Origin of the sequence: Aeromonas sp. HMWF015 (genome assembly GCF_963878965.1) — a bacterium.
Classification (GTDB): Bacteria; Pseudomonadota; Gammaproteobacteria; order Enterobacterales; family Aeromonadaceae; genus Aeromonas; species Aeromonas veronii.
In genome coordinates, this window is the sequence record NZ_CAWNZT010000115.1 from 14,478 (window position 1) to 27,482 (window position 13,005).

The window sequence follows — 13,005 nt, forward strand, 5'->3', positions numbered from 1 at the left end:
GGCTTCAGGCCCTTTTATTAAGGATGTCTTAGATGGAACAGAAGAATATCAAGATCAACCAGATCGACGTTGCCAATGACAAACCGTTCGTGCTGTTTGGCGGCATGAACGTGCTGGAATCCCGCGACATGGCGATGGCGGTGTGCGAGAAGTACGTGGAAGTGACCAGCAAGCTGGGCATCCCGTTCGTGTTCAAGGCGAGCTGGGACAAGGCCAACCGCTCTTCCATCCACTCCTACCGCGGTCCGGGTCTGGAAGAGGGGATGAAGATTTTCCAGGAGCTGAAAGCGACCTTCGGCATGCCGGTCATCTCCGATCTGCACGAACCCCATCAGGCCAAGCCGGTCGCCGAGGTGGTTGACGTTATCCAGCTGCCCGCTTTCCTGGCGCGCCAGACTGATCTGGTGGAAGCCATGGCCCGCACCGGCAACGTTATCAACATCAAGAAGCCGCAGTTCCTGAGCCCAAGCCAGATGAAGAACATCACCGACAAGTTCGAGGAGTGCGGCAACGATCAGCTGATCCTGTGTGAGCGCGGTGCCAACTTCGGCTACGACAACCTGGTGGTGGACATGCTGGGTCTGGGCGTGATGAAGAAGAGCACCGGTGGCTATCCGGTGATCTTTGACGTGACCCACTCCCTGCAGTGCCGTGATCCGCTGGGTGCCGCCTCCGGTGGCCGTCGCGAGCAGGTGACCGAGCTGGCGCGCGCCGGCATGGCGGTCGGTCTGGCCGGTCTCTTTATTGAGTCCCACCCGGATCCGAAAGTTGCCCGTTGTGATGGCCCGAGCGCCCTGCCGCTGGAGAAGCTGGAAGGCTTCCTCAAACAGATGAAGGCCATCGATGACCTGATCAAGGGCTTCGAACCTCTCGATACCTCGGCCTGATCCCGACGCTGTCATGCCTGATGAAAATGCCCCGCAATGCGGGGTATTTTTATATCTGCCATATTTAGTTGAAGACTCAAATTAATCTGCGAGCAAACAATTATTGGTTGTCGTGGTGTTAATGGTGTTAATTTTGTTGTGTGATTGATATCTCTTAATTGTTTTTTATTACATGTAAAGTGGTGACCGTAGTAATGCAGAAACAGCATGGATCGGGTGAGGTACGCAGATATCTCGTCCGGCTATCTGCATGTTTATTGCTGCCATAACAATGTGCAATTAAATTAACAGGACGTTAATAATGCGAAAGAAACTATTTAGCAGCCTCTATTTTCAGGTATTGCTCGCGATTACCCTCGGGGTATTTCTGGGGCATGTCTATCCGGAACTGGGCGCCGATATGAAGCCCCTCGGTGATGGCTTCGTCAAATTGATCAAGATGATCATCGCCCCCGTTATTTTCTGTACCGTGGTTACCGGCATTGCCGGGATGGAGAGCATGAAGGCGGTCGGCAAGACCGGCGCCATTGCTCTGCTCTACTTCGAGGTGGTCAGCACTATCGCCTTGATCATCGGGCTGTGTGTGGTCAACCTGCTGCAACCGGGTGCCGGTATGAACGTCGATCCGGCTGCGCTGGATGCCAGCACCATCTCCGCCTATGCGGAGCAGGCCAAGTCCCAGGGCATTATCGCCTTTTTACTGGATATTATTCCGGGCAGTGTGATCGGTGCCTTTGCCAGCGGTAATATCTTGCAGGTGTTACTGTTTGCTGTGCTGTTCGGCTTCTCCCTGCATCATATCGGTGAAAAGGGACAGATTATTTTCGGCGTCATCGACAGTTTCTCCAAAGTCATATTTGGCATTATCAATATGATAATGAGACTGGCGCCGGTCGGTGCATTCGGGGCAATGGCATTTACCATCGGCAAATATGGAGTAGGTTCACTGGTACAGCTGGGCCAGCTTATTGCCTGCTTCTATCTCACCTGCCTCTTCTTTATCTTCATTGTGCTGGGCAGCATCGCTAAAGCCTCAGGTTTTAGCATCCTGCGTTTCATCTCCTACATTCGTGAGGAGTTGCTGATCGTGCTGGGGACCTCCTCTTCCGAGTCGGTACTGCCGCGGATGCTGGACAAGATGGAGAAGCTGGGTTGCCAGAAATCGGTGGTGGGGCTGGTCATTCCGACCGGGTACTCCTTTAACCTGGATGGCACCTCCATCTATCTGACCATGGCGGCGATTTTTATCGCCCAGGCTACCAATACGCCGCTGGATCTGTTCCAACAGATCACCCTGCTGGTGGTACTGCTGATCTCCTCGAAAGGGGCGGCGGGGGTGACTGGTAGTGGCTTTATCGTGCTGGCGGCGACTATTTCGGCGGTTGGCCATCTGCCACTGGCTGGTTTGGCGCTGATCCTGGGGATCGACCGTTTTATGTCCGAAGCGCGGGCGTTGACCAACCTGATCGGTAACGGGGTTGCCACCGTGGTGGTCGCCAAATACTGCAAGCAGCTGGACGAGAAGAAAATGGATGCAGTGCTCGGCGGCAAGGTCGGGCAACTGGAAGCGGACAGGGCGTAAGCGCTGTTCCACCCCGCACGGCCGCGTTGGCTGGTGCGGGGGCAATAAAAAAACGGCCAATCGGTCGTTTTTTTGTGCTGATACCGCAAGTATCAGCTTTTCACTGCAGGGCGCTGATTACAGGCTCTGGGTGAAAGTACGGGTAACCACGTCACGCTGCTGTTCCGGGGTCAGGGCGTTGAAACGCACTGCATAGCCGGAAACGCGGATGGTCAGCTGCGGGTACTTCTCCGGGTTTTCGATAGCATCTTCCAGAGTTTCGCGACGCAGCACGTTGACGTTCAGGTGCTGGCCACCTTCAACAGCAGGCTCAGCCTGAACCGGCAGTTCGCGGTATTCGAACTGACCCAGGTCAGCCAGTTGCACTTCTTGATCGGCAGCGAAAGCATCGCCTTTGACGCAGATGCAGCGAGCTTGTTGCTTCTCTTCGTCCAGCAGCCAGAAAGAGTTCAGCAGAGCGGTGTTGGCGGCCTGGGTGATTTGAATGCCTTTGATCATGGTATGACTCCTCAATGGGAACGCGAATCCAACTGTAAGGAAATTACCCTGATGTATTTAAGCTACCGTCGATGGCGATGACTTAAAGGGCCCTTGCCTTACACCTTTTCTTTGATGGGGTCATATATACCACGGTGGTAATATTACCAAAATTGATCCAGATCAATAAAATCCGACAAAACGCCATTTCAATGGGATTAAATTCTTGAGTTGAATCAAAAATAGGTCATTTTTCTGATTTTGTAAGATATCCAAATTATGCATCTTTTATCTCGTTAATGTAGTAATTTAACTACATCTTTTCGGCTTTTTCTGAGGTTAATTGAGGGGTTGGCTACACTCAGCAAAAAAAGCGAGGAGAGTGCCGGGTGCATAATGGGTGGCGAAAGTGGGCATGGCTCGCCCTGTTCTGTTGCTGGGCAAGCAGTGTTGCGGTGCGGGCCGAGACGGTGCGTATTGCCGTGGGCGAGTGGCCGCCCTATATCAGTGAGTCGCTGCCCAATCAGGGCTTTCTCTGTGAGGTGGTGCGCCAGGCCTTTGCCGAAGAGGGGCTCGATGTCAGCTTTCACTTCTATTCCTGGGCCGAGGCTTACCGACTGACTCTGGAGGGGCGCTATGTGGTCACCATGCCCTGGTTTCGCTCCCGCGAGCGGGAGCAGCTTTTCTATCTCTCCGCCTCGCTCGGCCATTTCACCACTCGCCTGATAACGTTGACCGGTACACCCGTGGTCAATCTGGGTGAGCTGAAACACGAGCCGGTCGGGGTGACCCGTGGCTACTTCTATGGCGATGGTTTTGCCGCCCGCCAAGCCGGGCTCACCCTCGAGTGGTCAGATTCCGATGAGGAGAGCATGGGCAAGCTGCTCGACGGGCGGATCCACTATCTGGTGATGGATGAGCAGGTGGCACAGACTCTGTTCCAGCAGGCACTCGTTCGTCATCCCCAATCGCTGTCACTGACCGGTGCCGCCGACCCCATCTGGTCGCAACCGGGATACCTGCTGATGCGCAAGGCCGATCCCGAGGCACGCCGTCTGATGCTGCTGTTCAATACCGGCCTGCGCAAGCTGGAGCGCTCGGGGCGCCTCGCCAGGCTCTGGAAAGCGTGAGCCACGGTTGCGTCTTGCGGGCTGGCCCCCTATCCTGAGCCCTTCGCCGTATCAAGTGAGGAGGCCGGGGTGCTGACCTGGAGTGATGTGATTGGCTCTGAGAAAGAGCAGGACTATTTCAAGAGTACGCTGGCAACTGTCAGAGCCGAGCGGGAAGCGGGCAAGGTGATCTATCCGCCAGCCACCGATGTGTTCAATGCCTTCAAGCTGACCGAGCTGGATCAGGTCAAGGTGGTGATCCTGGGCCAGGACCCCTACCACGGCCCCAATCAGGCGCACGGTCTCTGTTTCTCCGTTCTGCCCGGCGTGCGTACGCCCCCCTCACTGGTCAACATCTATAAAGAGATGCAGCGTGACCTGCCAGGTTTCGTCACACCCAATCACGGCTTTCTCGAATCCTGGGCCAAACAAGGTGTCTTGCTGCTCAACACTGTGCTGACGGTGCAGGCCGGTCAGGCCCATTCCCATGCCCATCTGGGATGGGAGACCTTTACCGATCGGGTCATCGAGCAGATCAATGCCAGCTGTCAGGGCGTGGTGTTCCTGCTGTGGGGTGCCCACGCCCAGAAGAAGGGACGTTTCATCGACCGCCAGCGCCACTATGTGCTGACCGCGCCGCACCCGAGCCCACTCTCTGCCCATCGCGGTTTCATCGGTTGCGGTCACTTTAGCGAGACCAATCGCTTGCTGGAACAACAGGACAAGAGTCCGATAGAGTGGAAATCTGTCTGCATCCCACTTGATTGAGTGCAAAGTTCGGGCGACAAATGACCGTATACTCAGGGACATAAGATTAATTCAGAGCCAAGGAGTGCCCATGTTATCCAGTCTGCACAAGGATCATCTCAACATCGCCCGACTTTTGGAGCTGCTCAAGCACAAGCTGGCAGCCATCCGTGCCGAAGAGCCCATCAGCTATTTTCTGGTGCGCGATGTCATCGACTACCTGCGGGAGGTCTCTGACAAGTACCACCATCCCAAGGAAGACCTCATCTATGACTACTACCTGAAATATCGGGTGGTGGAGGGGGAGGTTGCCAACCGCCTGCAGGAGGAACACGTCAAGCTGCTGGAGGCCGGGGCCGATCTCAAGGAGATGGTGGAGATGATCCTGATGGATGCGGTGATCCCCCTCGATCAGTTCACTACCAAGCTGGAGCGCTTCGTGGAACTGCAAGAGGCACACATGAACTATGAAGAGGGGGTGATCTTCCCCCATCTGCGTGACTCCCTGACCGAGGATGACTGGCGTCATCTGGAGCAAAACTGGCAGAACCGCGCCATTGGCGACCCCCTGTTCGGGGCTGAGGTGAGCCAGCACTTTCAGGCACTGGCCAAACGCCTCTCTTTGCCGCTCACGAACGGCTAAGATGAGCCCGAACCCGCAGCGCGGCGGGTATTGTGTGAGTGCAACTTGAGTGAAAACAGAAAGGCCTCCATCTGGAGGCCTTTTGCATGGTGGAGCAAGCTTACGCCTGTGGTTTCAGGAAGTTGCGATAGAGCATATAGAGGTGGGCCGAGCTCCAGCTGAAGTTGCTGGCCCCCTGCATGGCGCCGGTCTCCGGATTGTAGTTTTCGCGGATGGGGCCGCTGCCCGCCAGTCCTTCGGCATTGTTGAACAGCTTGTTGACCAGTGCCTCGGCATCGCTGCGATAGCCGTAGTTTTCGAGCCCCTTCACCCCGAAGTAGAACTGATCGAGCCATACCCGGCCTCGCCAGTAGATATTGGGGTCGTAGGCCGGGTTGGTCAGCGCGGCTGTGCCCAGCGGGATCTTTGTGTTGAACTCCTGGGCGTTGAGCATCACCTCGCGCACCCGCGCCGCTTTCTCCTTGTCGGCGACTTCTGCCCAGAGCGGGCTCCACCCTTCCGGGCCACGGCCGCGGGCGGTCAGCAATTTGCCGACGCAGCCGTTGCCGTCAGCAACATCCCCCTGAGCAATCTGACGATCGTAATAGAAGCCTGATGCCTCATCGAACATGCAGCTATTGATGTAACCAGCCAGCTGGGTCGCGCCATCGCGGTAGCGGCTCGCGTCGTTCGGCTTGCCAAGCAGGTCGGCCATGTCTGCCAGAATGCGTTTCTCTTTGGCGAGGAAGGCGTTGAGCTCCACTGACTCCTGATCGATGGAGAAACCGATCAAATCGCCATTGTCCTGATGGTTTTCAAAGAAGGCGACGTTCCAGTCCTGACGTGCCTTGGCCAAATCTCCGCCATAGGTCTTGTCGGCATAGCGTTGCAGCTGGCCCGGTTCGATAAAGCCGAAGCGGGCGGCGTTGTCCATGCCGGACTCCCAACCGGCGCCGTGCTGGGCACCGATATCCATGTCGCTGTAACCGCCCACGTTCAACACCTGTTGATAGAGCGGCATTCCGGCGCAGGCATACCAGCCATCCCCCTCACTGGTACAGCTGGAGAGATCCAGCCCGGCGGGAATACCGTTGAAGTACTGCACCTTGAAGGTGATATTGCCGTACTCGTCATTGTGCTCCACATGCTTGGTGGCGCCATATTCGATGATGCCGTTGCGGTTGTTGTCCCGCGCGCGGTACCACCAGTCGTGGTAGGCCTGCAGCTTGGGATACATCTCGGCGATAAAGGCCTTGTCCTTGGTAGCGCTGTAGATTTCCCAGATGGCCCAGGCGGAAAGGGGCGGCTTGGTGTCGCGCTCGTTCCAGTTGCCGCCATCGCCACCGCGATCCGCCAGCTTGTTGTAGAAGACGGCATCGATCACCATGCCCGCATCCTGCGGTCGCACCGGATCATCCGGCTGTACCTGATAGTCATACATGGCGCGCACGTTGTTCTTGGCCACCTCAGGGTTGAAGTGTGCCATGGCATAGGCGTGCTTCCAGCTGTCCCAGGCCCAGACTCCGTCGAACCAGCGGGCGGTATTGGAGGGGGTCACACCGTCGTGGAGGATGGCGCCAGCCGGGGAGCGCCAGTTGCCGTTGAGGGTCTCCATCGCCTTGACGGCGATGCGACGCTCCGACTCGGGGATCCCCTGATTGGAGAGACCCTTGGCAAGGTAGCCCTCCCAGCGGCGGATAGAGTCGGCAAAATAGCTGGCCGGGTTGGCCAGCAGGGCCTGACGGCTCTGCTGATGGCGGCTGGCGTCATCTGCGGAGTGGAGATAGCTCTGCAGGGTGTAGATATCCTCGCTCCCCTTGGCGGTCAGGGTAATGCTGGCGTCACTTTGGTAGCCCAGTGTCTTCTGATCGAGGGTGGTGCGGCTTGGCAGGGTGCGGTCGATGCGATAGCGGGCGCTGCCGCTCTGCATGATGTTCCAGGTGCTGCGCAGTTTGCCGAACTGGAATTCGATTCCTTTGTCGCTCTCGCTGATGGTGCGAGTCCAGCCTGGATATTTGCTGGCAATCGTATCCTTGGCATCCCATTGATTGAGCAACTCGCCCTGCCAGTTGAGGTTGAGGGTGAGCGGTGCATCGGTCTGATTGATGAGTCGGGTGCGGATAAGAGCGGTGCGGGCATCGCCATAACGCAGCTCCAGCTCCAGCGTAAAGGGCTCGAACTCGAAGCGTTGCACCAGTGCACCGGGAATGGCGTACACCTCCTGCTTGCGGGCGCTGGTGAGCGGGAACGGGCGGCCGCTCGCATCGCTCAGGGTGAGCTTGTCCAGCTCGCTGGCAAAGAAGAGGCTGTACTCCTCCGAGATGACCATGGGGCCGGTAAAGCCCCCCCACTCCTTGTCGCTGGCAGGCAGCAGGAAACCGTGCCATGCCCCCAGATCGAGCAGCGGGTTGTATTTGAGGTTGGAGTAGCTGTCAAAGTCGCGGAATTGGGTCGGTGTTCCCCGACGGTCGATCACGTCCTTGTACTGGATGGCCTGCTCCGGTTTGGCGACTGTGCTGCTTTCTGTCTGGTTATCGTTGCAGGCAGTCAGTCCGAACAGGGCTGTGCCGAGGGCTACCGAGAGTAAAGTTTTACGAAACATTGCTCGCTCCAATTCCGTTTATGTAGGTTAAAAGGAAGATTTTTTACGCTTATTTTTAGTGAAAAGGTGTTCAGTAGCCATTGTATGGCAAGGGAAAAGGGAGCGTTGGCGCGAGATCACACTCTGAAGAGGCGGCAATGTGAGCTGGATCACCGGGTTACATCAGGTTACATAGAACTTTCTTTAAGTAATATTTTACTTTTCGTTGCTCGCCAATCTGGCAGGGCAGGTGTGCAGGTATTGGTGAGGCGTCAGGCCAAACTCCTGTTTGAAGCGGGCGGCAAAGCGGCTGGGGGAGTCATAACCGCAGGCGAGGGCGACCTCCAGCGGGGTCATGCCCTGTTGCAACAGGTTGAGGGCGTGGCTCATGCGCACCTGAGCCAGCAACTGGCGAAAGCTGCGACCTTCGGCGGCCAGCTTGCGCACCATGGAGGCGCGGCTCATGGAGAAGTGGGGGGCCACCGCCTCCAGGGTGTGGTCGATGCCGGGTTCCACCGCCAGGTAGCGTGCCAGCCGCTCTGCGAGGGTCATGGTGCTGGCGGGAAAGAGCAACCCGAGGGCGTTGGCGGCCCGCAGCTCGGCATAGAAGCCGCGCAGCAGTTCGGCCTGTGTTGCTTCGCTCAGTCCCCGCTCGGCCATGGTGCTGATGAGCTCAAAGCAGAAGGCGAGCCCGGGGGTGACCTTGACGGCGGGTTCCTCCAAGTTGGCGTGGGAAGGGGCTGACTCGGCCAGCCATTCTGGTGGTGGCGGAGTGAGCAGCGTGATGGCGTGGGAGCGAAACTTGCCCTGCTCCGGCTGATTGACGAAGGTGAGCTGGTGGCCTGCCGGGATCAGCAGCCACCGCTCCCTGTCAAACGACAGACGTCGCTCGCGCCACCATAGTTGCTTGCTCCCCTGGGTGACCCAGATAAGGGTCGGGGCATAGATGAGCACCCGGTGCAGGGGCTGCTGGCGGATCCCGAGATAGTGGCTCTGTTGCAGCAGGGAAGTGCTCATCTGGTTGGCTCCTAGGGGGTGACGAAGGTGGCTGTCAGGGTGGCTTTGCCGAGCGCCATGCTGTTGAGCATGTAGCCTACCATAGCGGGCGGGGTATCAGCCTTCACCTCGAGATCATGGGGCAGGGCCCATGCGGTGAACTGATAGCGGTGCATGCCGTGACCTGCGGGCGGGCAGGGGCCGCCGTAACCCTGGCTGCCAAAGTCGGTGCGGATCTCCAATCCCTGCTTGAGCTTGCCGGAGGCATTGCTGGCCAGCTCGCTCTGGGTGGCAGGTAGGTTAACCACCAGCCAGTGCCACCAACCGCTGCCGGTAGGGGCATCGGGGTCATAGGCGGTGATGGCAACGCTTTTGGTGCCAGCCGGCAGATCCTGCCAGCTCAGCTGGGGCGAGTGGTTGTCGCCGCTGCAGCCAAAGCCGTTGAAGCTGAACTGTTTGGCCATCAACTGGCCTTCGTGAATGTCCGTGCTCTTCAGGGTCATGGCAAAGGCTGGCATGGCCGTCAGGCAGAGCAGTGGCAACAGGGCACTCTGTTTGAGCAATTTCATCGGGTGACTCCTCGTGTGGTAACGGGTTCACTTTAGCGAGGGTGAGATAGGATTTTGTTGCAGAACGACTCAAGGTGAGGTCGATTGGTGAGTTAATTGAGCCTTTGGGTGGTTTTTATGGCGATAAGGTAAAAAGCAGCCATAAAAAAACCGGCATCAGGGATGCCGGTTTTTTGTTTGACGATGAGAGGTGCGGCTTAGCGCAGGATCATCTCGTCACGGCCCGGGCCGACGGAAACCATCGGAACCGGTACGCCGAGCAGCTCTTCGATACGCAGCACGTACTGCTGGGCCGCTTTGGGCAGCTCTTCGAAGGTGCGGCAGCCGGTGATGTCTTCGCTCCAGCTTTCCATCTGCTCGTAAACCGGCTTCAGGGCAGCGGTTTGCGGCCAAATCGGGTTCTCGGTGTGGGCACCTTCGTAGGCCACGCAGATCTTCAGATCCGGCAGACCGGTCAGGCAGTCCAGCTTGGTCAGGGCCACTTCGGTGGCGGCTTGCAGCTCGACACCGTTCTTGGTGGCGACGGCGTCGAAGTAACCGACATCACGGGGACGGCCGGTGGTGGCACCGAACTCGTTGGTGATCTTGCGGAACTCGTCCTGGTTCTCCATGGCGGTCAGCAGGGTGCCGGTACCGACAGAGGAGCTGAATGCCTTGGCCACAGCGATGACGCGCTCCGGGCGCAGACCCGGCAGACCGCCACCGATACCGGCGTAGGCGCCAGATACGTGGGAGGAGGTGACCCAGGGGTATTCGCCGTAGATCAGGTCACGGCCAGCGCCCAGCTGCGCTTCGAACAGCAGGGTCTTGCCTTCCGCCTGCAGCGCTTTGAGCGGCATGCTGACGTTGCAGACGGCGTCGATCCAGGGTGCAGAGACTTCCAGCAGCCAGTCAGCCATCTCCTGGGCAGTCTGGGTGAATTCGAAGGAGGGGTAGATAGCCTTCATCTGTGGCAGTTTCCAGTCCAGCATGAACTGGATGCGCTCGACCAGCACGTCCGGCTGTTTCAGCCAGCCGACCAGGATCGCTTTTTTCATCACGCGATCGCCGTAGGCAGGGGCGATGCCCTGACGGGTGGAGCCATAGGCGCCGTCACCCAGACGTTGCTCTTCCAGGGTATCTTCCAGTGCGTGCAGCGGCAGGCAGAGGGTTGCGCGGTCAGAGATGGCCAGCTTCGGAGTCACGCCGGAGGCTTTGACTTCGTCGAGCTCGACGGTCAGTTTCTCGGGGCTGATCACCATGCCCGGGCCGAGGACAACCAGGCAATCCGGGTTGAATACGCCACTCGGAACCTGGTGCAGCTTGAAGGTGCCAAGGTCGTTGACCACGGTGTGGCCAGCGTTGTTGCCGCCCTGGAAGCGAATGCTGGCGCCAGCTTGACCTGCCAGATAATCCACGATGCGGCCTTTGCCTTCATCACCCCAGTTAGCACCTACGACTACGATAGACGACATGACTCTTTCTCCTAAGACGTTAGGCGTCCATCCTAGGAGCCTGATGCGGATTAGAAAAATTAATTATCTTTATAATTCCGATAAGAGAACCATATAATTATGGCCAATTAAACGGCAAACCGTCCGATTTTGCCTGGCAAGCCCCGCACCTCGCGGGTTGAGGGACTCTTATGCTGGATATTCACTGGCTGCAAACCTTTGTCACCCTGGCCCGATTGCAACATTTTGGCCAGACCGCCACCGAGCTGCACATGACCCAGCCCAATGTCAGCCTGCATATCAAGCGGCTGGAGCAGGCGACCCGGGTGCGGCTGATCGAGCGCAATCCGTTTCGCCTGACTCAGGCAGGGGAGCGGCTGCTGCAAAGCGCCGAGCGCACCATTGCCGAGTTGCAGCTCTGCCAGTCCGATCTCAATGCCCTCAACCAGCTGAGTCAGGGGACGCTGGCCATCGCCGCCAGCGACATCATCTCCCGCCTGCTGCTGATCCAGCCGTTCCAGCGCTTCAAGCGGGAGTTTCCCGGCATCGACCTCACTCTGTTCAACACCACTTCGGATCAGGCGGCCGAGCTGGTCAAGGCGGGCAAGGCGGATCTGGGTTTTGTCATGGCGCAAAAGCGCAGCGAGCCGCTCTTCTATACCGAGCTGCAACAGGTAACCTGGTGCGCGCTGGGGCACGGCCTTGCCCGCTGGCAGGCGCGGGCGGTGGCGGGAGAGAGCGATCCCCTCGATGAGCCGACCCTGATCCTGCTTGGCCATGACACCCGCACCCGGGCCCTTATTGATCCCTCCTTGCCGCTGCTGGCGCTGCCACCATGCCGCATCATGGAGGTGGGTAGCGTGGATGCCCAGCTGGACTGGGCCGAAGCCGGGTTTGGCGTCGCCATCGTGCCCGACTTCTCCCTGCATCCTCGCCTCAACCTCACCGCGCCGGTCACCAGCCTCGGCGACTTTCCCGGGACCAGTCTGGGTTATGTGGTGCGCCAGAATCAGGTGTTGTCGCGGGCCATCAAGCAGTTACTGCACTGGGTGGAGGAGGAGATCCAGAAGCCCAACCCCTATCTGACCCGGGGGATGGAGCCGTAGCTGTACGGCAAGGTGAACAGGCCAATCGACTTCGCCACTATCGAACGCATATCAATAATCAGGGCAGCCGAGGCTGCCCTGATGCGTTTGTGGGTGCTGACCACTCAGTGCTGCGGCGGTGTGGCTGCACTGGTGGCAGGGGAGGGAAGTGTATCGGTTTTATTCTGCGGTGGGGTTTCGCCACTCACCGCGCTATTGGCAGGCTGGATTGCCTGCTCTTGCGGCGTAGTGGCCGCAGAGACGCTCTGTGGCAACTGAGTCGAAACGGCAGCCGATGGTGATGGAACTGTTGACGCTGCGGCAGAGGGAGCCACTATTTCCCCCTCGGTGGTCGGCGTAGCAGTGAGCTCGGGGGTGACCTCGAGCGCCTCTTCGGGCAAGGGATTAACCTCTGTGGCCTCTGTCGCCTCTGTCGCCACTGCGGCACTGCTGGTGGCGGTCGCGTCAGAAGGCGCTTCAAGGGGGGCTGTCATCCCGTTGGCGGCGCTCACCTGCTCTGTCGTGGGCACCGCTTCCGAGGTCGATGGTGCTGGTGTTAACGGCTCCGGTGTCATCTGTTCCGCTGTTAACTGCTCGGGAGTCAGTGACAAGGGAGCTGGCGGTTGATCCGACATCCCCGCATGGAGGGGCAGTTCGGTTTGCGCCTGCAACTGCTCGGGGGTCACCTTGCTCAGGGCAGGATGCAGCCGACTGAACTGTTTGACCCGGGCCAGCAGGGTATCGCGCACGGTACGGACGATGGGGTCCGGCAGGCTGGCCAGCGCCACCAGTTCGGCACTCATCCCGATGTTGTTGATGGCGGTGGTCTGTCCCGGATAGAGGTTGGCGGCGATGCGGCTGCGCTGGTAGTAGGGGTGTTGTTTGAGCAGCGTGTCGATCTGCTCCCCTTCGATGGG

Annotated in this window: 12 protein-coding genes; 6 read left to right on the forward strand and 6 right to left on the reverse strand. The window is 58.5% G+C overall.

Annotated elements, in window-relative coordinates; translation table 11 throughout:
• The first annotated feature begins 32 nt into the window (after positions 1 to 32).
• Positions 33 to 887: a 3-deoxy-8-phosphooctulonate synthase gene (gene kdsA / locus AACS18_RS05750; protein ID WP_108612087.1), complete on the forward strand. Its 855-nt coding sequence runs from the start codon at positions 33 to 35 to the stop codon at positions 885 to 887.
• 301 nt (positions 888 to 1,188) lie between these two features.
• Complete coding sequence (locus AACS18_RS05755) at positions 1,189 to 2,469, forward strand: dicarboxylate/amino acid:cation symporter (RefSeq protein WP_108612088.1); 1,281 nt, start codon at positions 1,189 to 1,191, stop codon at positions 2,467 to 2,469.
• Between the two features lie 117 nt (positions 2,470 to 2,586).
• Here AACS18_RS05755 and grcA read toward each other — a convergent pair whose 3' ends face one another.
• Positions 2,587 to 2,967, reverse strand: coding sequence for an autonomous glycyl radical cofactor GrcA (gene grcA, locus AACS18_RS05760; protein ID WP_005334936.1), 381 nt, complete (start codon positions 2,965 to 2,967; stop codon positions 2,587 to 2,589).
• A 368-nt stretch (positions 2,968 to 3,335) separates the two neighbouring features.
• Here grcA and AACS18_RS05765 point away from each other — a divergent pair, with 368 nt between their 5' ends.
• From AACS18_RS05765 to AACS18_RS05775, 3 genes are all read left to right on the forward strand, one after another.
• A complete protein-coding gene (locus AACS18_RS05765; protein WP_108612089.1) occupies positions 3,336 to 4,076 on the forward strand; it encodes a substrate-binding periplasmic protein in 741 nt (246 codons plus the stop codon).
• Positions 4,077 to 4,145: 69 nt separating this feature from the next.
• Positions 4,146 to 4,823 (forward strand): uracil-DNA glycosylase, encoded by a 678-nt coding sequence (gene ung / locus AACS18_RS05770; protein ID WP_005334934.1) that lies wholly within the window; start codon positions 4,146 to 4,148, stop codon positions 4,821 to 4,823.
• Positions 4,824 to 4,893: 70 nt separating this feature from the next.
• Positions 4,894 to 5,445, forward strand: coding sequence for a hemerythrin domain-containing protein (locus AACS18_RS05775; protein WP_005362195.1), 552 nt, complete (start codon positions 4,894 to 4,896; stop codon positions 5,443 to 5,445).
• Between the two features lie 100 nt (positions 5,446 to 5,545).
• On the opposite strand, the gene ygjK is transcribed toward AACS18_RS05775, so the two are convergent.
• From ygjK to AACS18_RS05795, 4 genes are all read right to left on the reverse strand, one after another.
• Positions 5,546 to 8,026 (reverse strand): alpha-glucosidase, encoded by a 2,481-nt coding sequence (ygjK, locus tag AACS18_RS05780; protein WP_108612090.1) that lies wholly within the window; start codon positions 8,024 to 8,026, stop codon positions 5,546 to 5,548.
• A gap of 195 nt (positions 8,027 to 8,221) precedes the next feature.
• Positions 8,222 to 9,022: a helix-turn-helix transcriptional regulator gene (locus AACS18_RS05785; RefSeq protein ID WP_108612091.1), complete on the reverse strand. Its 801-nt coding sequence runs from the start codon at positions 9,020 to 9,022 to the stop codon at positions 8,222 to 8,224.
• Positions 9,023 to 9,033: 11 nt separating this feature from the next.
• Positions 9,034 to 9,570: a YbhB/YbcL family Raf kinase inhibitor-like protein gene (locus AACS18_RS05790; protein WP_069526371.1), complete on the reverse strand. Its 537-nt coding sequence runs from the start codon at positions 9,568 to 9,570 to the stop codon at positions 9,034 to 9,036.
• Between the two features lie 197 nt (positions 9,571 to 9,767).
• Positions 9,768 to 11,024 carry an adenylosuccinate synthetase gene (locus tag AACS18_RS05795; RefSeq protein WP_005334922.1) on the reverse strand — a complete coding sequence of 419 codons (1,257 nt, stop codon included), beginning with the start codon at positions 11,022 to 11,024 and terminating at the stop codon, positions 9,768 to 9,770.
• A gap of 170 nt (positions 11,025 to 11,194) precedes the next feature.
• On the opposite strand from AACS18_RS05795, the gene AACS18_RS05800 reads away from it, so the two are divergent.
• On the forward strand, positions 11,195 to 12,109 hold the full coding sequence (locus tag AACS18_RS05800; RefSeq protein ID WP_108612092.1) for a LysR family transcriptional regulator: 915 nt from the start codon (positions 11,195 to 11,197) through the stop codon (positions 12,107 to 12,109).
• 104 nt (positions 12,110 to 12,213) lie between these two features.
• Here AACS18_RS05800 and AACS18_RS23150 read toward each other — a convergent pair.
• Positions 12,214 to 13,005 (reverse strand): TAXI family TRAP transporter solute-binding subunit (locus AACS18_RS23150; protein WP_308810792.1); only part of this gene is annotated, 792 nt, incomplete at its 5' end.